Genomic DNA, 24765 nt, shown 5'->3' with positions numbered 1-24765 from the left:
CGGCTCCCTTTCCACGAAGAATGATAACAGCCGATTTCCCAAGCCAGGATAAAAATCTATCGAAGTAATATGAATCTTCTATCTAAAAACTCACTCCTGACCAGCTCATCACGACCAGACATCAGCATGCCTGATGAGTCGTTGATGACTTTGCCCGAGCGGGTACTGCAATTTGGAACAGGAGTACTGCTGCGGGGGTTGCCCGATTTCCTGATCGATAAGGCAAACCGGCAGGGTATTTTCAATGGCCGGATTGTGGTCGTAAAATCCACGGATGGGGGCGACATGTCGGCCTTTGCTCAGCAGGATAATCTGTATACACTCTGCATCCGGGGGGTTGAGAACCAAAAGCTGGTTGAAGAAAACGTGGTGTGTGCGGCCATCAGCCGGGTATTGTCGGCGAAAAAACAATGGAGTGACATTCTGAAAGTGGCCGTAAGCGCTGATCTTCAGGTTGTTATTTCAAATACCACTGAGGTCGGTATTCAATTGGTTCACGACGACATAAACCAGTTCCCGCCTGTATCTTTTCCCGGCAAGCTGCTGGCCGTACTACACGCCCGTTACGAGGCGTTCAACGGTGACCCAACTAAAGGCCTGGTTATTGTACCCACAGAGCTTATCTCAGAAAACGGGACCAAACTTAACGATATTCTGTTGGAACTGGCCCATCTGAATGGGCTCGACGGTGCCTTCATCGACTGGCTCGAAACGGCAAATACTTGCTGTAATTCGCTGGTCGACCGGATTGTCCCGGGGCGCCCTGACCCGGCTACACACCATGCGCTGACCGAAATGCTCGGGTATGAAGATGATTTGCTGACCATCTCTGAATCGTACAGGCTGTGGGCAATCGAGGGCGACGAGCAGGTGAAGAACGTACTCTCGTTTCACAAGGCCGACGAAGGCGTTGTCATCCGTCCCAATATTGACCAGTTTCGCGAACTGAAACTCCGACTGCTGAACGGAACGCATACGCTGAGCTGCGGACTGGCGTTTCTGAGCGGACTAGACACCGTTCGGGAGGCCATGGAAGATGAGGTGCTCTCGGCTTTCATGCAGAGCGTCATGCTGGCCGAGCTGATTCCGGGAATACCTTATTCGGTAGATGAAAAGGTGGCACAACGATTTGGTTTTCAAGTGCTGGATCGCTTTCGTAACCCATACATAGAACATCGCTGGCTGGCAATTACGATGCAGTATACGGCGAAGATGCAGATGAGGAACGTACCTACGCTGATCCATTACTACCGGCAATGGCAGGTCACGCCCCGTTACATGGCCATTGGGTTTGCGGCTTATCTCCTGTTTATGCGCGCTACGCATCAGCAGGAAGATACCTGGTGCGGTGAACGAAACGGCGAAACATACAACATCTACGATGATCAGGCCGGGTATTTTGCCGATCTGTGGGCCCGTCTCACGCCGGAAGAACTGACAACAACGGTGCTTCAGAATACAACGCTCTGGGGCCATGATTTATCGCAAGTACCTGGCTTTGCCTCTTCTGTGGCCAGTCACTTAACGCAGCTGATCAATAGCGGGGTTCGGGAAACCTTATCGGGCTATTTCTCGGCAGTAGAAGCTGTAACTGTATGAAAACGAATGTATTGAAGATTCACCCAGATGACTCCGTGCTGGTAGCCCTTTCCGACCTCGAACCGGGGGAACAGGTGCTGAATAACGGAACGTACCTACCCGTTACAGAGGCTATTCCGGCTAAACACAAACTGACGATCAATGAATTAGCGCCCGGCGATCCAATCACCATGTATGGCGTACTGGTTGGGAAGGCAAAGCAGCCCATTCAGGCTGGAGGTCGGCTGACAACGTTCAATGTGCAGCACGCTACCAATAGTTACGATCTTGGCTCAGAAACCTCGACCTGGAAAGCGCCAGCCATTGACAAATGGCAGAATCAGACGTTCATGGGTTATCACCGGTCTGATGGGCGTGTTGGCACAGCCAACTACTGGCTGGTGATTCCACTCGTGTTTTGTGAGAATCGCAATATTCAGGTGCTGAAAGAGGCGCTGGTCACGGATCTTGGTTATGGCCAGCAACGTACCTGGCAAAAGCAGACCCACGAACTGATGGCGCTGGTGCAGGCTGGCCGCACGGTTGAAGAGGTGCTTCAGGCCGACCTGCAGGGCGCCGATCAGTTGGCAGGAGGGAAGCAGCGCCTTTTTCCAAATGTAGACGGTGTAAAGTTTCTGTCGCACGAAGGCGGTTGCGGGGGGACTCGTCAGGATGCGCAGGCCCTATGCGGGCTACTGGCGGGCTACATTACCCACCCAAACGTAGCGGGTGCAACCGTACTGAGCCTGGGTTGCCAGAATGCGCAGGCCGCTATGTTACAGGAAGAAATTCAGAAGCGAAGCCCGAATTTTGATAAGCCGTTATTTATGCTCGAGCAGCAGGCAATCGGTACTGAAGAAGCATTACTCGGTCAGGCCTTGCGCCAAACCTTCGCTGGATTGATGCAGGCCAACACGCAGGTTCGCCAGCCAGCGCCCCTGAGCAAACTGGTTATCGGGCTGGAATGCGGTGGGTCTGATGGCTTCTCGGGCATTTCGGCCAACCCGGCTGTTGGCCATGCGTCTGATCTGGTTGTGGCACTGGGTGGCACTGTGATTCTGTCGGAGTTTCCCGAGCTATGCGGCGTGGAGCAGGAACTTTGCGATCGGTGCGTGGATACTGAAACGGCCAGCCGATTCCGCGAACTGATGAGTACCTATGCCCTTCGGGCTAAAGAGGCCGGTTCAGGATTCGACATGAACCCGTCGCCGGGTAACATCCGCGATGGGCTGATTACCGACGCCATGAAGTCGGCGGGGGCGGCGAAGAAAGGTGGAACCGCGCCAATCGTTGACGTACTGGACTACCCGGAGCTGGTGACCAAACCGGGACTGAACCTACTTTGTACGCCTGGTAACGACGTGGAATCGACCACGGCAGAAGTGGCCTCCGGGGCAACTGTAGTGCTGTTTACAACAGGCCTGGGCACGCCAACCGGTAACCCGATTGCTCCTGTAATAAAAATCAGTAGCAATACCGCCCTGGCTCGCCGGATGCCCGACATCATCGACATCAACACGGGTTCAGTGATTGATGGCGACGAAACGATTCAGCAGGCGGGCGAACGTATGTTGGAACAGATCATCAGTGTGGCAAGTGGCCAGGTAGAAGTAGCAGCCGTTCGCCACGGTCAGGACGATTTCATTCCCTGGAAACGGGGCGTTTCTTTGTAAAATAGCATTCATGGTTAGTGTGCCGGGGCGCAGAGCATAGGCTGTCATTCGTTGACAGCAATCAATGACTACCTGATGCCGGCGAGGCCCAGTGAGCACTCAGGCTCCGCGCCCCGACAGAATGACCACACAAATGACTCTTCTCTAAATCATGAAAAAAACCTTTCTAACCGATACCGACTTCCTGCTGCAAACCGAAACAGCGCAGCAGCTATATCATCAGTTTGCCAAGCCGATGCCCATCATCGACTACCATTGCCACCTGCCGCCCGACCAGATTGCCGGCGATAAACAGTTCGGTAACCTGACCCAGGCCTGGCTCTATGGTGATCACTACAAGTGGCGGGCCATGCGGACCAACGGCATTAACGAACGGTTTTGTACCGGCGACGCCTCCGATGTCGAGAAGTTCCAGAAGTGGGCCGAAACTGTACCCTACACCCTCCGCAACCCATTGTATCACTGGACGCACCTGGAATTGCAACGCTACTTTGGCATCAATGAGGTGCTGTCTGGTAAAAATGCCCGGTCTGTCTACGACGCCTGCACCGAGCAGCTACAAGCATCCACCCATTCGGTGCGGGGGCTGCTTCGTCAGATGAACGTTGAAACTGTTTGTACAACGGATGATCCGGCTGATTCGCTGGAGCATCACCGGAAAATTGCCGACGAGCAGGCGGCCGGGTCCGACTTCACGATCAGCGTGTTGCCCACCTTCCGGCCCGATAAGGCAATGGCAGTTGACAACGCCGCAGAATTCAATAGGTACGTTGCCCGGCTTGAAGAAGCAGACAATTCGTCGATCACCACGTTTGATGACTTTCTGGGTACGTTGGCCCGCCGGCACGATTACTTTGCCGAGATGGGGTGCAAGCTATCTGACCACGGTCTGGAGCAGATCTACGCCGCCGACTATACCGACGAGGGCGTGAAGTCGATTTTCAACAAAGTGCGGTCGGGCAGCGAACTGACAACGCAGGAAGTGCTGGTGTTTAAATCGGCGATGCTGGTTTACCTGGCTGAAATGGACTGGGAAAAGGGCTGGACGCAGCAGTTTCACCTGGGTGCCCTGCGTAATAATAACAGCCGGATGCTCTCGCAACTTGGTCCCGACACGGGCTGGGATAGCATTGGCGACTTCTCACAAGCCCGCGCCCTGTCGCGTTTCCTCGACCGATTGGACACGAGCGATAAACTGGCTAAAACAATCATCTATAACCTGAACCCCGCCGATAACGAGATCATGGCGACGATGATCGGGAATTTCAACGACGGGTCCGTTGCCGGGAAAGTACAGTTTGGCTCTGGCTGGTGGTTCCTGGATCAGAAAGACGGTATGGAGCGGCAGATGAATGCCCTCTCGAACATGGGGCTGTTGAGCCGTTTCGTGGGTATGTTAACCGATTCCCGTTCTTTCCTGTCGTATCCACGCCACGAGTATTTCCGGCGCATTTTGTGCAACCTGCTGGGTAACGACATTGAAAACGGCGAACTGCCCGACGATATGGAGTGGATCGGTCAGGTGGTTCAGAATATCAGCTACGGAAACGCAAAGACTTATTTCGGATTTAGCAGTAAACCCGTTGCGGCGGTCCTCTAAGTCAGGCGGTAGGTGGCCGGGTACGTACCTGACCGGCCAGTATGCAGTACTTTCATTCTCTACACCCCTATGACCAAACCGTTAGGAAACTACCGCTGGACCATTGTAGCGCTCCTGTTTTTCGCTACGACCATAAACTACCTCGACCGGCAAGTGGTCGGATTGCTTAAACCTGCGCTTGAAAAGGAGTTCCACTGGTCGGAGCTTGATTTCAGCCGAATTGTGCAGGTGTTTTCAGGTGCATACGCCATTGGCCTGCTTATTTTCGGTCGGGTGATTGACCGGATCGGCACCAAACTGGGCTACACCATCTCCATTATTTTCTGGAGTCTGGCGGCCATGCTTCATGGGTTGGCAACCAGCACCACGGGCTTCATCTTTGCCCGGATCGGTCTTGGCTTAGGTGAGGCGGGCAACTTCCCGGCGGCGATCAAAACCGTTGCCGAGTGGTTTCCCAAGCGGGAGCGCGCACTGGCAACGGGTATTTTCAACTCCGGCGCAAACATTGGTGCCGTTATTGCCCCCATTGCCGTTCCCTGGATTCTGGGTATCTACGGCTGGGAAATGGCCTTCATTGCAACGGGTGCCGTTGGTTTCATCTGGTTGATTTTCTGGCACTTTACCTACGAAATTCCGGCCAAACAGGCGAAACTAACGAAAGCTGAATTCGACTATATCCATAGCGATAACGAAACCACGCCCGACGAGGAAGCGGATCATGGCAAACCGGTATCATGGGCTAAGTTGCTGAGTGTTCGCCAAACCTGGGCGTTCGTTTTCGGTAAAATGCTGACCGACCCGATCTGGTGGTTTTTTCTGTTCTGGTTGCAGGATTATTTCGCCACGACCTTCCACCTCGACGTGAAGAAGCCGAACCTGTACCTGGCCGTATTATACACGTTGGTGAGTATCGGTAGTATTGGCGGCGGCTATCTATCGTCTTGGCTGATTGGTCGTGGCTGGACCGTATGGCGGGCCCGGAAAACAGCCATGTTCATCTTTGCCGTTCTGGTCCTACCTGTTATTGCCGTACGCTTCGGCCCTGGTATCTGGGGTGCTGTTGCCCTGATCGGTCTGGCAGGGGCTGCTCACCAGGCCTGGAGCGCAAATATTTTTACAACGGCATCGGATATGTTCCCGAAACGGACCATTAGTTCAATCGTTGGTATTGGCAGTATGGCCGGGTCAATTGGCGGAATCATTTTCCCGGAAATTGTTGGGCGTATTCTTGATACTTACAAAAAAGCCGGTGATGCACAGGGCGGCTATGGTATCATTTTCCTGATGTGCGGGTCGGCCTATATGCTTGCCTGGATCGTGATGCACCTGCTTACGCCGACCATGAAGCCGGTAAAGCTTGATACAACTGAGTAGACGTCTGTTAGTCAGACGGAGCATTCAGGTTCGTTCATTCGCTCGACACGTACCTGACCCCGGAAAGCCCTTCTGTGGTAAGCCTTTGATAACACAAGTCAAAGGCTTGCCACAGGAGGGCTTTTCGGCGTAAGAACCACTGGTTCTTATATATTGGAATAGTTATATAATAGGGAAAACCCTAATACGATCTTGTCAGAATTTATATACAATACTTGCACGCTTTGGTTCTGAGATTATTCCCATTGATCCGTTAAAAATTTCTTTTTGGCATCGTTCCCGGTAACGATTGCGTAAAAAAAGTCAATTGTATACTTGTTCCTTACCATTTACAGCGCAAATTTTAATAGGCTACTAATCTCGGTGGTAGTGGCTATTATCTTCAATAAGTACAACTCTTTCAGTTTGGTACTGCTGTTATGCACCTATCTGTTTTCCGCGAAAAAAGCGGTTATACATGCTGCCTTATGAATCGAACACTACGTCTACTTGTACTCCTGCTAGGCATCATCCCGGCGGCTTACGCCCAACAGACCCGTCAGATAACGGGGCAAATCAAGGACAACGCTACGGGTACAACGCTACCCGGCGTATCAGTTGTGTTAAAGGGAACATCGTCGGGAGCAACCTCCGATGCCGATGGAAAATATGCCATCCGGGTTCCTGACAAAAGCGATGTGAAGCTGACGTTCAGTTTCATCGGGTACGTTCCACAGGAAGTGAGTGTGGGCAGCCGCGCAACGCTCGATATATCGCTGGCGACCGACGAAAAAACGCTGAATGAAGTGGTTGTTATCGGTTACGAAGCCGTAAACCGTCGCGACGTGACCGGGTCTGTTTCGTCGGTGAATAGCCGCCAGATCCGCGACGTACCCATCACCAACGCTGCCGAAGCCATTACCGGTCGGTTGGCGGGCGTTCAGGTAACCACCGCTGAGGGTGGCCCCGGGGCTGATATCCGTATCCGGGTGCGGGGTGGTAACTCCATTACGCAGGATAACTCGCCGATCTATGTGGTCGATGGTATTCAACTGGACAACGCGCTCAATACGATCAGTCCGCAGGATATTGCCAGTATCGACGTGCTGAAAGACGCCTCGGCCACCGCCATCTACGGGGCACGTGGCGCCAATGGGGTGGTTATTATTACAACCAAATCTGGCCGCACCAACAGCCGAACTACCGTGACGTATAATGGCTCGTTCGGCTTTCGCGAAAACCTGAAGCAACTGCCTGTTCTGAAGCCCTACGATTACGTGCTGTATCAGTATGAGCGCACGCGGGGTAGCGCTACCGACAGTTCATCGTTCGCCAGACAGTATGGGTCAACCTTCGATACGTTGCAGGTGTACAAAAATGCACCATTCATCGACTGGCAGGATAACGTGTTCGGACGGCGGGCGGGTTATCAGAATCACAACGTGTCGATCAACGGTGGTAATCAGCAGACCAGCTACAACCTGAGCCTGACCAACAACAAGGAAGATGGCATTCAACTTGGCTCGGCGTTCACCCGGAATCTGGCCAACTTTAAGCTAGACCACGCTGTCAATTCAAAATTCAAGGTGGGCGTTGTTGTTCGCTACATCGATCAACGGATTGATGGCGCCGGAACAACAACAAGCGGCACGGCCGGTACAAACCGACTGCGCCAAAGCATTCAGTACCAGCCACTCGACCTGGCTACACGTCCGGCCTCGGCTATTGAGTTCGACGAGGATTATTACCTGTCAACACGCCTCACGAACCCGGTTACCCTGACTGGAGCTGAGTACCAGAAGCGGTTTACGAATGGGGTTAATTTAAGCGGATACGCTACCTACGACTTCGCCCCCGGACTTACCCTCCGCGTAACGGCTGGTTATGCCAACAACGTTGACCGGACAGACCAGTTCTACAGCAAGATTACCGGAACGGCCCGTAACTACGCGAGCCTGCCCGTGGCCATTATCCGCAACAGCACCGCCATTACGATCAACAACTCAAACGTGTTGACCTACCGTAAAGCTGGTTTTGGTGGGGGCAAACACGATATTGACGCCCTGATCGGTCAGGAGACGTATGAAACGAACGGCCGGGCAGTAGGACTTGAAACGCGCTATTTCCCGTCAGAGATTTCGCCCGAAAAAGCCCTGGCCAACATGAACCTGGGCTCGCCGCCAACGGGTGCTATTCAACCCCAACCAACGAGTGCTGAATACCAGAACCGGCTGCTATCATTCTTTGGTCGATTGAATTATTCGTACGATAAGAAATACCTGGCCACGGCTACGTTCCGGGCCGACGGGTCAACCAAGTTTGCCCCGGAGAATCGCTGGGCTTACTTCCCATCGGGCTCGCTGGCCTGGCGTTTTTCGCAGGAAGAATTCATGAAGTCGCTGAAGTTTGTGGACGATGCCAAGCTGCGGGTGAGCTATGGTGCAGCCGGAAACAACCGCGTGAATGACTACCTGTACGCCCAGCTGTATAACACGTCGGCTCAGTATGCACTGGGCGAATCGGTTCTGCCTGCTTTCTCGCCGGTTGCGCTGGCTCAGGCAAACCTGACGTGGGAAACCACCTATTCGCGGAACATCGGTCTCGATTTGAGCCTGCTGGGTGGGCGGGTGCAGTTTACCGCCGACTACTACCAGAATACAACGAAAAACCTGCTCGTAAACCTGCCAATTCCGTCAACATCGGGTTATACGACCCAGATCAAAAACGTGGGTGCCACCTCGAACCGGGGCCTTGAGTTCCAGCTGAATGGCACGGTGATGCGCACCAACGATTTCACCTGGAATGCCAGTGCCAACATCTCCTTCAACCGAAACCGGATCGAGGATCTGGGGCCCGTTCTTCAGCAAACGACCAACTCGGGCTGGCAGGGTAGCGATGGCGCCGATGACTACATCCTGAAAGTAGGTGAGCCGGTTGGCCTGATGTACGGATTCGTGACCGATGATTTTTATAAGGTCGACGACTTCACCTACAACGCCACCACACGTACCTACACCCTGAAGGAAGGAATTGCCAACGATGCAACCATCTTCGGGACGCCTCAGCCTGGTACCATCAAACTCAAAGATCTGAACGGAGATGGTCAGGTACGTCTGGAAAACGACCGGACCGTGATTGGTAACGCCAACCCGAAACATATTGGCGGGATGAACAACCAGTTCAGCTACAAGAGTTTCGACCTGAGCGTCTTTGTCAACTGGGTGTATGGCAACAGCGTCTACAACGCCAATAAAATCGAGTTCACGTCGGGGTACTACCTCAACACCAACATGCTCGAGGTGATGAATAACCGCTGGCGGACCATTGACGATAAAGGCGTTGTGGTGAAAGATCCATCGGCGCTGGCCGCCCTGAACGCCAATGCAACGATCTGGCAGCCAATTACCAATAACCGGCCTTACCTGCATTCGTGGGCCGTTGAAGATGGCTCATTCCTGCGGATCAATAACATTACGCTCGGCTACTCGATTCCGAAAGACATTATTCGTAAGGTTAAGGTACAGACCGCCCGTTTCTACGCAACGGTCAATAACGTGGCCACCATCACCGGCTACTCGGGCTTCGATCCGGAAGTGAATGCTCGTCGGTTCAATCCCCTTACGCCGGGTGTTGACTATGCCGCTTACCCCCGCGCCCGGACGTTTGTTTTCGGGGTTAATCTAACGTTTTAATTGCTATACAGACTTGATTTGCTATGAAAATCAATCGATTATATAAAGTACTGGCTGGGGTAGCCCTGTTTTGTACGTCGCTCACGGCCTGCAAAAGTTACCTTGATCTTCAGCCGATTTCTGAATTTGATAACCAGGCCGTGTTCTCCAATGTCAGCAATGCCACGCTGGCTGTGCTGGGAGCCTATGATCTGCTCTCGGGCGATAACACGTACGGTATTCGCATCAGCCTGTATTACCCCTACGACTCAGACGAAATGATGGTGAGCGGTGCGGTTGATAATGGCCGTCGCGGTATTGGCCGGTACAATGCGCTGGCGGGAAATACCGAAATTGCCAATCCCTGGAACAACCTGTATCAGGGCATCGAACGGGCTAACCTGTGTATCGAACAGATTCCGAAAATGGATCTGTACATGAATGGCTCGGCGGCCGACCAGAAGGAATTACGCCGGCTGCATGGCGAAGCGCTGACCTTGCGGGCGCAATATTACCTGGAGCTGATTCGCAACTGGGGCGACGTACCTGCGCCGATGGTACCGGCCTATCAGCAGGCGAACCTGTTTGTGGAAAAAGAAGATCGTGACAAGGTATACGAAAAGCTGATTGCCGACCTGAAAACGGCGGCCGACCTGTTGCCCTGGCGTACTGACGCAGGCGCCCGCAACGAACGCATCACGAAAGGAGCGGCCAAAGCCCTACGTGCGCGCATTGCCCTGTACCGGGGTGGTTATTCGCTCCGCCGTGACTCAAAAGTGATGGAGCGCCGAGCCGACTACGCGACCTATTACCAGATCGCCCGCGACGAAACGAACGACCTCATGCAGCGTCGCGATCAGCACACGCTGAACACCGACTACGTTGCCTTGTTCAAGACGTACGTGAATGGCCTGACCCCCGACCCAGCCGCAGAAATCATGTTCGAAGTTGGTTCAGCGGGCGGTAGTGCTCAATCGGACAGTAAACTGGGCTACTACAATGGGCCGCGCCTTGATGCGGCATCGCGGTACGGACAGGGCGGTGGCGGTATCAACCCGTTGCCAACCTACTTCTATGCATTTGACTCAACTGACGTGCGTCGCGATGTAACCATCACGATCTATCAGGTGCTGGCCACCAACATCAAAAACCCACAACGGCTGACCACCATCACCGATGGTAAGTTCCGGCGCGACTGGCGGAACCCGATCCTATCAGGTACGTCGCAAAACCTGGGCTATAACTGGCCGCTCATTCGTTTCTCAGACGTACTGCTGATGTTTGCTGAAGCGGAAAACGAACTGAAAGGTGGTCCAACGGCCCAGGCGATTGCAGCTTTTGAAGAGGTGCGGAAGCGGGGCTACGCTGGCAAGACGGCGTTGATCGGCCCGACGCCAACCACGAAAGAGGCGTTCTTCAATGCCATCGTGAACGAACGGTTCCTGGAATTTGGGGGCGAAGGAATTCGGAAATATGACCTGATTCGCTGGAACCTACTGTCGTCGAAAATCACCGAAGCACGGGCCAATCTGACCGATATGCAGGCGGCCAAAGGGAAGTACGTCAATGTGCCGCAATATCTGTTCTGGAAAAATAACGGCGAGGAAATTCAGTTTCTGAACTCGTTCTACAAACCCAGCACCGCCACAACTGTAGCCGGCTGGACTCGCCTCGACTGGCGGCAGAACATTACGGCGACATACATTACGTCAGTCGCTCAGTTTTTTACGCCTAACAAGAGCGAATTACTCCCAATCAATCAGGCGGCGCTGGATGCCAATCCGAAACTGACTCAGGATTACGGGTATTAATAAGTAAGCGTCAGCCTATAGTCACTGGCCCACCTGCCCGCAGGTTTGGTCAGTAACTATAGGCTGACTACTTTTTGCTCACGTTACTCTATTTACTATGCGTTATAAAGCAGGCATCACTGTATTGTTGTTATCATCCGGTATTCCAGTAGTGAATGCCGTATTTGGCGTTTCATTCACCGCCTGTAAATCGGCGGTAGTTCCAACGGGGGTTAGCCACGTGGCTGAAGCGAAACTAGATTCCATTGCCGAACGCATGCTGCTCTATCAACGTAGCAACGGCGGCTGGCCTCAACCTGGCGGTAACGCGATTAACTACAACCGGGAACTGACTATTGATCTGAAGAAAAAACTGCTTGCTGATAAAGATAAGCTGGACACCACGATCGATGATAAAGCGACAACCCGCGAAATAAATTACCTGGTTGACGCATTCGGCAAAACGCAGAACGACGCGTACCTAACCGCTGCTCAACAAGGAATTATGTACCTGCTGTCGGCCCAAAATGCGAAAGGGGGATGGGGACAGTTTTACCCCGATTCTAGTTCATACCGGAAGCAGATTACGTACAACGATAACGCGATGATCGATGTGATGTGGGTCATGAAACGTACCGCCGAAAAGACAAACGCTTTTGCCCAACTCGATCGATCGCTGGCTCCGAAGGCGCAGCAGGCCGTTGATAAAGGCGTTGAATGCATTCTGAATTCGCAATACACTCAGCATGGAAAACTTACGGCCTGGTGTGCACAGCATGACCGGAATACGCTGCAGCCAACCAACGCGCGGGCGTTCGAACTGGCATCGCTTAGTGGCAGCGAAAGTGTCGGCATCATTGAATTTCTCATGAGCCTGCCCAACCCATCCGACCGGGTAAAACGGTCTGTTAGTGCTGCCATTGCCTGGCTTGATTCGGTGAAGTTGCTGGGGATCAGTACAAAAACGATTGCAGACCCAACTCAGAAGTCGGGGAAGGACGTGATTGTGGTGCAGGAGCCTAACGCTGTGAAGTGGGCCCGGTTTTACGATTTGGAAACCAACAAGCCGTTCTTTTGCGGCCGCGATGGGGTAAAGAAATTTAGCCTCGACCAGATTGAGAACGAGCGCCGGGTTGGCTACGGCTGGTACGGTACCTGGCCCGCCAAACTCATTGCCACCGATTACCCGGCCTGGCAGGCAACGTGGGGAAAATAAGCCTGAACGATGGTTAGAACGAAACGAATACAGATGCTGCTCTGGTCAGGCTGGCTGTTGCTGCTTCCAGGTACGTTGCTGGCGCAAAAGCAGCGGATAACAGTGGCGCAGGATGGCAGCGGCGACTTTACAACGGTTCAGGCGGCCTTGAATACGGTGCCGGCCAACAACAAGAGTCGCCTCCTGATTCTTATCCGAAAGGGAACGTATAAAGAAAAGCTCAGGCTCGATTCAACCCAGCATATGGTAACGCTGATTGGCGAAGACAAGGCGACGACCGTGCTGACGTATGACGATTTTTCGGGGAAGGAACTGCCGAATGGCACCAAGCTCCGGACATCGACCTCCGGCTCATTCTACATCTTCGGAAACGACTTCCGCGCCGAAAACCTGACCTTCGAGAACACGGCCGGCCGGGTTGGGCAGGCCGTGGCTGCGTTTGTCACGGGCGATCGGGCCGTATTTATCAACTGCCGTTTTTTGGGCAATCAGGATACGCTCTATACGGGTATGCCAGGTCAGTACGGGCGGCAGTATTACAAAGATTGCTATATCGAAGGAACGGTCGATTTTATCTTCGGTTCGGCAACGGCGGTGTTCGAGCACTGCACGATTTACAGTAAGCAGGGATCGTATATCACCGCCGCATCTACCCCCGAGGGTAAGGCGTTTGGGTACGTGTTCCTGAAGTGCACACTCTCCAGCGATCTCCCCAGAGCGAGTACGTACCTGGGTCGCCCGTGGCGCGATTTTGCCAAGACTGCTTTTATCAACTGCACATTGGGTGAACACATCAGGCCCGAAGGATGGCACAACTGGGATAAGCCCAGTGCCGAAAAAACGACGCTTTACGCCGAATACAATTCATCGGGGCCAGGAGCCAACACCGGCCAGCGCGTGGGCTGGGCGAAGCAGCTAACCCGCCAGGAAGCCAGGACCTATACACCCGCCGTCGTTCTGGCAGGAAATGATCGGTGGAAACCTGACTTGACACGCACGTCTATCCGCTTCTGACGGCTAGCTTCAGCGCAAAACTATCACACCAAACCAATTCACCGAATGAAACGCAACACGTTCACCCGACTTAGCGCTGCTGTTTGCTTATTCTCATTACTGGCATTTACGCAGCCACCAGGCCACATTACGGTTTACCTGATCGGCGACTCAACCATGTCGATCAAGCAGGTGAAAGCGTATCCTGAAACGGGCTGGGGCATGCCCTTCGTCCACTTTTTCGATGAGAGCGTAACGGTCGACAATCGGGCCATGAACGGCCGCAGTACAAAATCATTCATCGAAGAAAACAGGTGGCAGCCTGTGGCAGACCAACTGCATGAAGGCGATTACGTGTTTATTCAGTTTGGCCATAATGATGAGGTGAAAACCAAGAAAACCTACACTACAGAAGCCGAATACCAGACTAACCTGATTCGGTTTATCGCCGAAAGCCGGGCTAAGAAAGCGATTCCGGTGCTGTTGACGCCCGTTGCCCGCCGCCAGTTTGATGAGGCTGGTAAAATTCAGGAAACACACGCTGTTTATTCCCAACTGGTCAGAGAGGTGGCCAATGAGTACAAAACCCCACTGATCGACTTAGACAGGCAGAGTCAGGAGCTGTTGCAGCGCTTTGGCGTCGATACCTCGAAACTACTCTATCTGCAGCTAGCGCCCGGCGAGCATCCGAATTATCCTGAAGGAAAAGTTGACAATACCCATTTCAACGAACTCGGCGCGCGTAAAATGGCCCAATTGGTGCTGGCCAATATAATAAGCCTGAAGCTGGAGCTGGCCGGGCGTATCGTTAAGAAAGAGATTAAATAAATGCCCGTAAGTTGGTTGTTGTCAATGAGTAAAGCTGAAATAGTATGTTGCGCGCTGTTGAGTTGCTGTTGTTCCTTGACGGCTTCAGCACAGCAAATGAATGGCCTTACGGGAAAACGCGATACCTCGTTTACGACCTGGAGTGCCTACCGTAAACTGGCAAAGCAGTATCCAGATGCCCGTATTGTTGAGCCAGTGCTACTGCCCGGCGTAACGGCCCAGATGAACGTTGTTTACTGCAACCGGAGTGGACGTGACCTGCATCTCGACGCGTTTTATCCGGCGAAAGCAGACCGTAAAGAATTGCGTCCGGCCGTGCTGATCATTCACGGAGGGGGCTGGCGTTCGGGTGATCGGTCGCAGCATATTCCGATGGCGCAGCGTCTGGCCGCCGCTGGGTACGTTGCCGTAACGGCCGAATACCGACTCTCAACTGAAGCCCTGTATCCGGCGGCTGTGCATGATCTCAAGGCTGTTATCCGGTGGCTCCGGGCAACTGCCGGCCAGTACGCGATCGATACCAACCGAATTGCAACGATTGGCTTTTCGGCGGGCGGTCAATTGGCTGCGTTGCTGGGTGCTTCTGCCAACGTACCTGCCCTCGAAGGTGAGGGGTGCTATCAGGGACATTCGAGCAAGGTACAGGCAATCGTTGATATCGATGGTGTGCTTGCCTTCGATCATCCCGAATCGGGCGAGGGTGACGACAGTAAGTCTACTTCGGCTGCTACTTACTGGTTTGGCGGACCGAAAACACAAACCCTGGACCGTTGGCATGAAGCCTCGGCGTTGACCTATGCCGGGCAACAGACCGCGCCAATCCTGTTTCTGAACAGTTCTGTTGACCGGATGCACGCCGGGCGCGATGATCTGCGCCGGGAATTGGCAGCGCGGGGGATTTATACCGAAATGCATACGTTTCCGGATGCCCCCCATATATTCTGCTTATTACAACCGTGGTTCGAGCCAACGATGGCGTTCATCAGTCAATTCCTGAACAAGGCGCTGGCGGTAAAACCTTAACCAGTGGCCACCCATACATTCGCTTTAAGTAAAGTAAAAAAATGATTCTGAAAACCCGACTCCTTTGTTGCCTGCTGGCGATTGGTCAGTTCGCGCTGGCACAATCTGTTTCAACGAATGCGCCCTGGTCGCAGCGTATGCTGGCAACGATCATGACCAATAACCCCGATTCACTGGCCTACGTGAAAGAAGGGAAAGATGCCCGCTGGGAATATGAAATGGGCGTACTCCTGCAGGCCGCCGAACAGGTTTGGTACCGCACCGCCGACGACCGTTATTTCCAGTATATTCAGAAGAATATGGACAGGTACGTGAACGACAACGGCTCGATACGTACGTACAAAAAAGATAATTACAACATCGATTATATAACACCCGGCCGATCATTGCTGACGCTGTCGCAACAGACGCTGCCCGGCCGGGAGAAGTATAAAAAGGCGGCAGACCTGCTCAGGCAGCAATTGGCCGAACAGCCCCGCACAAAGGAGGGTGGTTTCTGGCATAAGAAGATTTATCCCAACCAGATGTGGCTCGACGGCCTGTACATGGCCGAACCATTCTATGCCGAGTACACCCTTTTGTATGGAGGTGACGCGCAGGCCCGCGATTTTAACGATATCGTGAATCAGTTTGTGTGGATGGAGAAGCACGGCCGCGATCCGAAAACGGGTTTGCTGTACCATGGCTGGGACGAAAGCCGCGAGCAGAAATGGGCGAACAAAGAAACCGGTCAGTCGCCGAATTTCTGGAGCCGGGCTATGGGTTGGTACGTGATGGCGCTGGTTGATGTACTCGATTATCTGCCCCAGTCGCATCCACGCCGGGGCGAGTTGATCTCCATTCTCAACCGCACGCTGCCCGCTATCGTGAAATTTCAGGACCCGGCTTCGGGCTGCTGGTATCAGGTAACAAACCGCCTGGGCGACAAGGGGAACTACCTCGAAGCCTCGGGAACGGGCATGTTTGTGTATGCTTTGGCAAAGGGTGTCCGGATGGGCTACCTGCCGGCGTCGATGATGGCTGCGGCACAAAAAGGCTATGCCGGTATGCTCAAAAACTTCATCTCGACGGATGAAAAAGGCCTGATTCACCTCGAAAAGACCGTACTGGTCAGTGGCCTTGGCGGTAATCCGTATCGGGACGGCAGCTACGAGTATTACCTGAGTGAAAAACTTCGGCAGGATGATCTGAAAGGCGTTGGTCCGTTTATCATGGCCAGCGTTGAGATGGAGATCGCCCGGGAGAACAGCCTCGGGAACGGAAAAACAGTTGCCGTTGATAATTATTTCAACCATGAGTTCCGAAAGAGTATAACGGGTGAACAGGAACCGTTTCATTACCTCTGGGAGGATCGTATGCATTCGGGTTTCTACTGGTGGGGAAATGCGTTCCGACATCTGGGGGCTAAAACAACTACGGTGGCAGGCCCGCCAACGGCCGCCAGCCTGAAAGGTGTAAACGTGTATATCATTGTTGACCCCGACACGCCGAAGGAAACGGCGAAACCGAATTACGTGGGCGAGGCCGACAGCAAAGCCATTGCTGACTGGGTAAAGGCGGGCGGTACGCTGGTGCTGATGGCCAACGACACATCGAACTGCGAACACAAAAACTTTGGCAGGTTGGCTGCGCAGTTTGGTATTCAGTTTTTGCCGGCCAACATCAATATGGTGCAGGGAACCAAGTGGGAGCAGGGCCTTGTCAAGATTCCGGCGGGTACGTCGCTCTTTCCACAAACCCGTTCGGTCTATATCAAAGAGCTTTCGCCCATTGCCGTTTCGGGTCCGGCCAAAGCGGTAGTAACAGAAGCAGGGAATATCATTATGGCCGTAGCTTCTGTTGGCAAGGGAAGGGTATTCGCGGTAGGTGACCCCTGGCTCTACAACGAATACGTTGACGGACGCCGGATTCCCGCTCAATACGAAAACTTCAAAGCAGCAAAAGAACTAGCCAGCTGGCTGTTGTCGGGCAAGAAATAGCTTTAATGCTTGAGATGCATTCTGATATGCTGTCTGGCTTCGCGTGCGGTCGAAGGGCCCGCACGCGAAGCCATGCAACAAACAGAAAAGGCAACGTACCTGACGGGTCAGGTACGTTGCCTTTTCTGTTTTAACCAGATGTTATAGTGGCGTAACCCGAATGTTTTTCTGTTCGATGCGCGATAGTTCGGGAAGTTGCCCGGCCTCGTATCGTTTGTCATACGTACCTACCGAAGTCGTGTCTTTTTCGTCGCCTTTATAATTGATATAGTCCTGGAAGCGAATATCGCCGACGGTCTGCGGGTTTATGGCTTTTCGGAAACGGGGGCCGCCTTCGCTGTAGGCGAGGTAATCCATGGTGTGGGTTTTCTGATTGAACCAGTAGAAAAACGTGTCGCCGTGGTCTTTCCCACCGCCTTCTGCTTTGAAACGTACCTGAACTTTATCATACACCTGGCCGCCGATTGTGCTTTCGCCGATGTAGCTGGCAATAACGGCGGGGTCGCGGAGTTTGAACGGTAAGAGCACGAAGTAGGCCACTGAGTTCACCGCCCGGCTGTATTTACCGATCTGCGCAGTGTCGAGTGTTTGTGGCACATTATTCAGCGAACGTGCAAACGAATCGTTGGTCAGTACTTCGCGAATGACAACGCCTGCTGAATCCGTGTGGGTACGTTCGTAGCGAAAGGTTCCGCCCTGTTGTTGAAGTTCGAGGTGAAACTGCCGAAAATCAAAGGTGATACGTTTGTTCTGCCAGGCGTCGCCACCGTGGGCAGTAATCGACTGATCGATGATAGTTTGGGCTGTTTTTTGGGGAGTACAAGACGCTAGCAGGAATAGAAAGATACTGTAGCTGAAGATAAGACGGAGCATAGGCGGATCGGTTGAGTTAGGTGTAAACCTACGGTTTTCAATTGTAAGTTTGTCATGGGCTGGGCGCAGGCACCAAGTATGTCTGATTGCCTGGTTTACGTACACGTTATCTGTAACCCTCCGTGGGTTGCTCGTTTTCCTTTGTCAGCTACCGTAGATACCCTTCTGAAAGACATTCGCAATAAGCGAATTGCGCCCGTTTACCTCATTCACGGCGACGAGCCGTTTTACCTCGACAAGATTGCCGACGAACTCGAAAAAGTAGTGGTGCCGGTGGCCGAGCGGGGGTTCAACCAGTTTGTGCTGTTCGGTAAAGACGCCGATGTAGGCACAGTCCTCAACAATGCCCGCCGCTATCCGTTTATGGCCGACCGGCAACTGGTGCTGGTAAAGGAAGCCCAGCAACTGAATGGAATTAAAGACAAACAGGGGCAGCAATTGCTGGAAAGCTACGCCATGGAACCGCTTGGCAGCACGGTGCTGGCCATCTTTCACCAGGAACCGCTCGACGAACGCAAAGGCTGGGTGAAGGCATTTGCCAGCAAAGGCGTTCTGCTGGGTGTGAAAAAACTGTACGAAAATAAACTCGTTGACTGGGTTGGGGAGTATTGCCGTGGCCGCGGCGTAAAGATCAGCCCGAAAGCCTGCCAGATGCTGGTGGAGTCGATCGGTAATGACCTGAAACGAATGGCCGGTGAGGTAGACAAGATGCTGCTAAACCTGCGCGTCGACGAAGAGATTTCGGCCACAACCGTTGAGCGGCTCGTTGGCATCAGCAAGGAGTACAATGTATTTGAATTACAGAAGGCACTTGCCCAACGCGATGTGCTAAAGGCAAACCGCATTGTGGATTATTTCGGGCGGAATGCTAAAGACAACCCGGCTGTGGTGGTGCTGGCCCAGCTATATCAATATTTCAGCCGCGTGTTGCTGGTGCAGGCAAGCAAAGATCAAAGCGAGCGGGGTCTGGCCTCTGTCCTGGCGGTTAATCCGTTTTTTGTCAAAGACTACCTGTCGGCGGCGCGTGCTTACCCAATGGTCAAAGTAGCCGATATTATTCACGCCATCAGGCGCGCCGATGCACAGGCAAAAGGCATCGACACGCCTGCGTTGTCGGAAGGAGATATCCTGAAAGAATTAATATTTAGTGTGTTGCACTAAACCGCCAATCTGCGGCCACGTATAGTCAGCGCAGGACTATTGATCAGGTCAGGTTTAACTCCCGATCTTATCCGCAGTGGGCCTGGGGAAATTGTACCGGAAGATCGAAGGCAATTCATACGTATGATCAACGTTGATCAACTCAGTAATCATGCCCGTGTTTAACCCAAATACCCAGCCGTGAACGATGGGCCGCTGATCATTTCGCCAGGCAAGCTGTACAACCGCCGTACGAACGATGTTCATTACCTGTGAGACCACATTTAGTTCAACCAGCCGGTTTGTGCGGGCCTCTTCCGTTTCGATGCTTGTAAGTTCCTCTTCGTTGAGGGCATACACATCACGGATATTCTGCAACCACTTGTTAATCAAGCCCAGGTCGTCTTGCGTCATGGCTGCCTTAACTCCGCCGCAGCCATAGTGGCCGCAAACAATGATGTGCTCAACTTTCAGGACTTCCACCGCGTATTGCAACACACTTTGCAGGTTCATGTCGGTATGAACAACCATGTTGGCAATGTTGCGGTGCACAAATATCTCACCTGGTTTGGCTCCCGTAATGCTTTCGGCCGACACACGGCTGTCTGCGCAGCCTATCCACAGAAACTTGGGTTTTTGCCCTTCTGCCAGCTTATCAAAATAGGAATCGTCTAACTCGAGTTGCTCCTGGGCCCAGGCTTTATTCGCCAGTAATAGCTTCTCGTAGGCTTGCATGTTCTTTGACATATTGTTTGTTTAAAAATATTTCGTTGAGTTCGTAGTGTATCCCCTGCATGTTTGCCGTTACCGAAAAATCAGTCAACATGTTCACAATATCGTGGTCGATAAAGTTAGCGTGTCGGCCGTCAACGTATACCCTGTCGCCCCGTTTCAGGCTTTGTAACGTCTCTTTCAGCTGCGGCTTGCTCAGAAAATAAATGTCTTTCTGAAACTTGATCAGCACTTTATCTCCGTCCCGGATGACCCGGAAAGTGGCCCGCGAATTGGAATACAGGACGTACAGTAAGCCAATGACTGTACCAACCGAAATGCCGATGAGCAGGTCGGTAAAGACAATGCCGATCACCGTGACGATAAAGGGCACAAACTGATTCAATCCCTCCCGGTAAATGCTGATGAACAAGGCAGGTTTGGCGAGTTTGTAGCCAACCATAATCAATAAAGCGGCCAGGCAGGCCAGTGGAATATGGTTCAGCATGGCCCCTGCCAGCGCCACAGCACAAAGCAGCAGCACCCCGTGTGTAATGGCCGAAACACGTGTTTTACCTCCTCCGAACACGTTTGCCGACGTTCGGACAACAACCGAGGTGATTGGCAAACCACCGAGTAATCCTGAGAAAATGTTCCCCATACCCTGAGCAATCAATTCCTGATTGGTTGATGAGTTGCGGCGGAGCGGGTCGAGGCGGTCGGAGGCTTCCAGATTGAGCAGGGTTTCCAGGCTCGCCACCAGGGCAATAGTTGCCGCAACGCCATAAACCGCCGGGTTAGCCAGGCTGCTGAAATCAGGAAAATCGAAGATGGACGTTATGCTTTGGCCTGCCTTCATAATCGGTACCCGCACCATGTGTTCATTGTTGTCGCCCAAATACCAGTCAGGAAAATAGACTAAATACAGTTGATTGAAGATTACACCAATAAAGACAACCGTCAGAGCAGCCGGGAGGTTTTTGAAAAATTTGTAACCCCGTCCCGCTACTCGTTCCCAAAAGATGAGCACGATGATCGACAGTATACTGATCAGAACGGCGCCGGGGCTGGCCGTGACAAAAGCGCGGTAGATTTCGGAGATTGTGTTTTCACCATCGGCCAATTGGCTAAACTCAAATTCACCTTCGTAATCATTGTCGCGCCCCAGTGCGTGTGGAATTTGTTTGAGAATGATAACGATGCCAATACCAACCAGCATTCCCTTGATCACACTGTCGGGAAACAGACTGCTGAAACGACCCGCTTTGAACCAGCCAAGGGCTACCTGGATAGCTCCGGCCAGCATTACGGCTACCAGAAAGGCCTCGAACGTACCCAGCTTAACAATGGAATCAGCCACGATGACCGCCAAGCCAGCTGCGGGACCACTCACACTCAGTTCGGAGCCAGATAAGGTACCAACCACAATGCCGCCCAGAATCCCGGCTACCAGGCCGGAAAAAAGCGGAGCGCCAGACGCTAAGGCAATACCAAGGCAAAGGGGGAGCGCAACCAGAAAGACCGAGAGCCCAGCGGGTAGATCGTGCTGAAGATCAGCTAAGCGGTAGTGCTTAAGCGTTTTTATTGGATTGACTAGTTGCATGGTAGAGGGTGGGTTGAGGCACTGCTGCACATTGGAGACAAATTAATCAAAGCCTCCGCATTATTAAAAGAAGATTAAAAACAATTATTTCTTTTGTGCTACACCAGGTTTGAATAGGTAGTTTTCAATATAGGTACGTCGTCCAGCCTTCTTCTGGCAGAAGATGGAATATGGGCGATGAGTTGTCGTGTTTCGTGGGCATTTATAGTGGTCGCTCACTTATTTTTGAGGCCTCTTACCAACAGAGACGACAACCCGTATGAGAAAGAGTAAATCGACACACAGTTGTCAAAGGAAACGCAACAAACTATGAGTAGAATCTTACTGACAAGCCTACCTTTTATGGTTGCGCTCTGTGCCAACGCCCAGCCACGGCCCACCCTGACCGCCAACGAGTATGAGAAGGCGCAACGGTTTATGGGGTCTAATGCTGAGCAACTGATCGATCACGGCAGCCTTCGGCCAAACTGGTTATCAGGTGACCGGTTCTGGTATCGCGACCTGAATGCCGGAGGAAGCGAGTTTGTTTTGGTTGACCCGGCAAAAGGTATGCGATCAGCGCCGTTCGATGCGCAAAAACTAGCCACGACGCTTTCAAAAGTTACTGGAAAAACCTACGAAGCTGCCCGGTTGCCTTTTCAAAGCTTCAGTTTTACGCCCGGTAATCAGGCCGTCGTTATCCAAGTGGGTGGTAAATCGTGGCAGTACAATCCGTTGACCGATCAGTTGACGGCAGATACCACCAACACCAGAGCAACTACCGGCGGCGGTGGCAGGGGGGCCAGAGAAAGTGACGGAAACGAAGTGCTCTCGCCCGACAAAAAACGGGCTGCCTATATCAAAGATTACAATCTGTGGGTACGTGACGTGCAGTCGGGTGCCCAAACGCAGCTAACCACTGATGGCATAAAAGATTTTGGCTACGCCACTGATAACGCAGGCTGGAAATCGAGCGACAGGGCTATTCTGGCCTGGTCGCCAGACTCTAAAAAGATCGCTACCTTCAAACAGGATCAGCGCGAAGTAAGCGATATGTACCTGGTGACCACCAACGTGGGAAAACCGATGTTGAGGCAGTGGAAATATCCGTTGCCGGGAGACAAGGTCATTCCCATGATTCATCGGGTGATCATCGAGGTAGACGTACCTAAAGTCATTCAGCTTCAGTTGCCACCCGATCCGCACCGGGCAACGCTGAGCGACGATATAGCCAGTAGCGGAACGTTCGATGACGTCAACTGGACGGAAGACGGAGCTAAACTGGCGTTTGTATCGACCTCACGCGACCATAAACAGGAAAAGGTACGCATTGCCGATGCTACAACAGGGGCTGTTCGTGACGTGTTCGAGGAAACGGTTTCCACGCAGTATGAATCTGGTTGGGGCGCTATAAACTGGCGATACCTATCGAAAACGAATGAATTCATCTGGTTCTCGGAGCGCGACAACTGGGGTCATCTGTACCTCTATGACGGCGCCACCGGACAACTGAAAAATCAGATCACCAAGGGCGACTGGCTGGTAACCCGGCTCTTGAAGGTCGACGAAAAGAAGCGGATGCTCTACTTTATGGCGGTTGGACGTCAGGCGGCGAATCCCTATTTTGGGCAGCTTTGTCAGATTGGGTTTGATGGCAGGCAGTTCGCTGTACTTACGCCCGAGCCCGGTAATCACCAGGTAAGCTTTTCGCCGTCAGGTACGTATTTCGTCGATAGCTACTCAGCACCGGATGTTCCCCCGGTTAGTGTGGTTCGTAATCTGGACGGGAAGCTGATAGCCAGCCTGGAGAAAGCAGACATCTCCCGCCTGACGGCAACTGGCTGGCGGCCGCCCACGCCAATCCGGGTGAAAGCGCAGGACGGCCAGACTGATCTGTACGGATTGATGTACACGCCAACCAACCTTGATCCGAACAGGAAATATCCGGTGATTGATTACATATACCCTGGGCCTCAGGGAGGTAGTGTGGGCAACTGGTCGTTCTCTGCCGCCCGGAAAGACAACCAGGCACTGGCTGAACTGGGGTTTGTGGTGGTAGAACTTGAAGGCACCAGCAATCCGCTCCGGTCAAAACGTTTCCACGACATGAGCTACGGCAACATGGCCGAGAACACACTACCTGATCAGATCACCGGTATTCAGCAACTGGCTAAGCAATATCCCTACATGGATCTGGACCGGGTTGGTATCTGGGGTCATTCCGGTGGTGGGTTTGCTACAGCAACGGCTATGTTTCGCTTCCCGGATTTCTTCAAAGTAGGCATAGCCGAATCAGGCAACCACGATAACCGGAACTACGAAGATGATTGGGGCGAGCGCTATAACGGCCTGACATCGGCGTCGGATTATGAAGCGCAGGCCAACCAGAACTACGCCAAGAACCTGAAAGGAAAGCTGATGCTGGCCCACGGAATGATGGATAACAACGTACCACCCTCGAACACATTGCTGGTTGTAGAGGCCCTGGAGAAAGCTAATAAAGATTATGACCTCGTCCTGTTTCCAAACAGCGGTCATGGATTTGGCAGCTACACATCCTACATGACACGCCGGCGTTGGGATTACTTTGTTCGGCACCTGCTGGGATCAGAACCGCCCAAAGAGTTTCAACTGGAACTTAAGCCCGATCAGCGTACCAGCGTAATGCGGTAGCACAGGGCAGGCAACGTACCTGAAAACAAGGAAGAGCGCTGGTAGGCATGCCAGCGCTCTTCCTGTATAAGCGGGATAAACA

General features: G+C 52.8%; 16 protein-coding genes. 13 read left to right on the top strand and 3 right to left on the bottom strand.

What is annotated here, in order from left to right; all coding sequences use genetic code 11:
• Nucleotides 1-69: 69 nt before the first annotated feature.
• The 11 genes from J2I46_RS22230 to J2I46_RS22180 all read left to right on the top strand — a co-directional run bounded on the left by J2I46_RS22230 (nt 70) and on the right by J2I46_RS22180 (nt 17704).
• Complete coding sequence (locus tag J2I46_RS22230) at nt 70-1599, top strand: tagaturonate reductase (RefSeq protein ID WP_207331263.1); 1530 nt, start codon at nt 70-72, stop codon at nt 1597-1599.
• Nucleotides 1596-3251 (top strand): UxaA family hydrolase, encoded by a 1656-nt coding sequence (locus J2I46_RS22225; protein WP_207331262.1) that lies wholly within the window; start codon nt 1596-1598, stop codon nt 3249-3251. Before J2I46_RS22230 ends, J2I46_RS22225 begins: the two co-directional genes overlap by 4 nt.
• 151 nt (nt 3252-3402) lie before the next feature.
• On the top strand, nt 3403-4851 hold the full coding sequence (gene uxaC, locus J2I46_RS22220) for a glucuronate isomerase (RefSeq protein WP_207331261.1): 1449 nt from the start codon (nt 3403-3405) through the stop codon (nt 4849-4851).
• A 69-nt stretch (nt 4852-4920) separates the two neighbouring features.
• On the top strand, nt 4921-6225 hold the full coding sequence (locus tag J2I46_RS22215) for an MFS transporter (protein WP_207331260.1): 1305 nt from the start codon (nt 4921-4923) through the stop codon (nt 6223-6225).
• 467 nt (nt 6226-6692) lie between these two features.
• Nucleotides 6693-9896 carry a SusC/RagA family TonB-linked outer membrane protein gene (locus tag J2I46_RS22210; protein WP_207331259.1) on the top strand — a complete coding sequence of 1068 codons (3204 nt, stop codon included), beginning with the start codon at nt 6693-6695 and terminating at the stop codon, nt 9894-9896.
• 23 nt (nt 9897-9919) lie between these two features.
• The gene (locus J2I46_RS22205) at nt 9920-11686 is read left to right on the top strand and encodes a RagB/SusD family nutrient uptake outer membrane protein (RefSeq protein WP_207331258.1); all 1767 of its coding nucleotides are present in this window, start codon (nt 9920-9922) and stop codon (nt 11684-11686) included.
• 97 nt (nt 11687-11783) lie between these two features.
• Entirely contained in the window at nt 11784-12881 is a 1098-nt protein-coding gene (gene pelA / locus J2I46_RS22200) for a pectate lyase (RefSeq protein WP_207331257.1), read from the top strand.
• Between the two features lie 33 nt (nt 12882-12914).
• Nucleotides 12915-13895: a pectinesterase family protein gene (locus J2I46_RS22195; protein WP_207331256.1), complete on the top strand. Its 981-nt coding sequence runs from the start codon at nt 12915-12917 to the stop codon at nt 13893-13895.
• A 45-nt stretch (nt 13896-13940) separates the two neighbouring features.
• The gene (locus J2I46_RS22190) at nt 13941-14702 is read left to right on the top strand and encodes a rhamnogalacturonan acetylesterase (RefSeq protein ID WP_207331255.1); all 762 of its coding nucleotides are present in this window, start codon (nt 13941-13943) and stop codon (nt 14700-14702) included.
• A 96-nt stretch (nt 14703-14798) separates the two neighbouring features.
• Nucleotides 14799-15725, top strand: a complete 927-nt coding sequence (locus tag J2I46_RS22185) for an alpha/beta hydrolase (RefSeq protein WP_229379888.1) — start codon at nt 14799-14801, stop codon at nt 15723-15725.
• Between the two features lie 41 nt (nt 15726-15766).
• Nucleotides 15767-17704, top strand: a complete 1938-nt coding sequence (locus J2I46_RS22180) for a glycoside hydrolase family 88 protein (protein ID WP_207331253.1) — start codon at nt 15767-15769, stop codon at nt 17702-17704.
• 141 nt (nt 17705-17845) lie between these two features.
• Here the strand turns inward: J2I46_RS22180 and J2I46_RS22175 are convergent, their stop codons facing one another.
• The gene (locus J2I46_RS22175) at nt 17846-18577 is read right to left on the bottom strand and encodes a DUF6503 family protein (protein ID WP_207331252.1); all 732 of its coding nucleotides are present in this window, start codon (nt 18575-18577) and stop codon (nt 17846-17848) included.
• Nucleotides 18578-18718: 141 nt separating this feature from the next.
• Here J2I46_RS22175 and holA point away from each other — a divergent pair, with 141 nt between their 5' ends.
• Nucleotides 18719-19738, top strand: coding sequence for a DNA polymerase III subunit delta (gene holA, locus J2I46_RS22170; protein WP_207331251.1), 1020 nt, complete (start codon nt 18719-18721; stop codon nt 19736-19738).
• A gap of 54 nt (nt 19739-19792) precedes the next feature.
• Here holA and J2I46_RS22165 read toward each other — a convergent pair whose 3' ends face one another.
• Nucleotides 19793-20464: a carbonic anhydrase gene (locus tag J2I46_RS22165; RefSeq protein ID WP_374758100.1), complete on the bottom strand. Its 672-nt coding sequence runs from the start codon at nt 20462-20464 to the stop codon at nt 19793-19795.
• Nucleotides 20418-22031, bottom strand: coding sequence for a SulP family inorganic anion transporter (locus J2I46_RS22160; RefSeq protein WP_207331250.1), 1614 nt, complete (start codon nt 22029-22031; stop codon nt 20418-20420). The genes J2I46_RS22165 and J2I46_RS22160 overlap by 47 nt, the downstream gene beginning before the upstream one ends.
• A gap of 309 nt (nt 22032-22340) precedes the next feature.
• On the opposite strand from J2I46_RS22160, the gene J2I46_RS22155 reads away from it, so the two are divergent.
• Nucleotides 22341-24683 (top strand): S9 family peptidase, encoded by a 2343-nt coding sequence (locus tag J2I46_RS22155; protein ID WP_207331249.1) that lies wholly within the window; start codon nt 22341-22343, stop codon nt 24681-24683.
• Nucleotides 24684-24765: the final 82 nt, after the last annotated feature.

Origin of the sequence: Fibrella forsythiae (assembly GCF_017353175.1) — a bacterium.
GTDB lineage: Bacteria > Bacteroidota > Bacteroidia > Cytophagales > Spirosomataceae > Fibrella > Fibrella forsythiae.
Note: the sequence above shows the minus strand (reverse complement) of the source record. Positions and strands in the feature narration are given on the sequence as shown.

Bases quoted from the DNA above. Each gene is read 5' to 3' on its own strand.
- J2I46_RS22230 (WP_207331263.1), top strand. From the start codon at position 70: ATGAATCTTCTATCTAAAAACTCACTCCTGACCAGCTCATCACGACCA.
- J2I46_RS22225 (WP_207331262.1), top strand. From the start codon at position 1,596: ATGAAAACGAATGTATTGAAGATTCACCCAGATGACTCCGTGCTGGTA.
- uxaC (WP_207331261.1), top strand. From the start codon at position 3,403: ATGAAAAAAACCTTTCTAACCGATACCGACTTCCTGCTGCAAACCGAA.
- J2I46_RS22215 (WP_207331260.1), top strand. From the start codon at position 4,921: ATGACCAAACCGTTAGGAAACTACCGCTGGACCATTGTAGCGCTCCTG.
- J2I46_RS22210 (WP_207331259.1), top strand. From the start codon at position 6,693: ATGAATCGAACACTACGTCTACTTGTACTCCTGCTAGGCATCATCCCG.
- J2I46_RS22205 (WP_207331258.1), top strand. From the start codon at position 9,920: ATGAAAATCAATCGATTATATAAAGTACTGGCTGGGGTAGCCCTGTTT.
- pelA (WP_207331257.1), top strand. From the start codon at position 11,784: ATGCGTTATAAAGCAGGCATCACTGTATTGTTGTTATCATCCGGTATT.
- J2I46_RS22195 (WP_207331256.1), top strand. From the start codon at position 12,915: ATGCTGCTCTGGTCAGGCTGGCTGTTGCTGCTTCCAGGTACGTTGCTG.
- J2I46_RS22190 (WP_207331255.1), top strand. From the start codon at position 13,941: ATGAAACGCAACACGTTCACCCGACTTAGCGCTGCTGTTTGCTTATTC.
- J2I46_RS22185 (WP_229379888.1), top strand. From the start codon at position 14,799: ATGAATGGCCTTACGGGAAAACGCGATACCTCGTTTACGACCTGGAGT.
- J2I46_RS22180 (WP_207331253.1), top strand. From the start codon at position 15,767: ATGATTCTGAAAACCCGACTCCTTTGTTGCCTGCTGGCGATTGGTCAG.
- J2I46_RS22175 (WP_207331252.1), bottom strand. From the start codon at position 18,577: ATGCTCCGTCTTATCTTCAGCTACAGTATCTTTCTATTCCTGCTAGCG.
- J2I46_RS22165 (WP_374758100.1), bottom strand. From the start codon at position 20,464: ATGTCAAAGAACATGCAAGCCTACGAGAAGCTATTACTGGCGAATAAA.
- J2I46_RS22160 (WP_207331250.1), bottom strand. From the start codon at position 22,031: ATGCAACTAGTCAATCCAATAAAAACGCTTAAGCACTACCGCTTAGCT.
- J2I46_RS22155 (WP_207331249.1), top strand. From the start codon at position 22,341: ATGAGTAGAATCTTACTGACAAGCCTACCTTTTATGGTTGCGCTCTGT.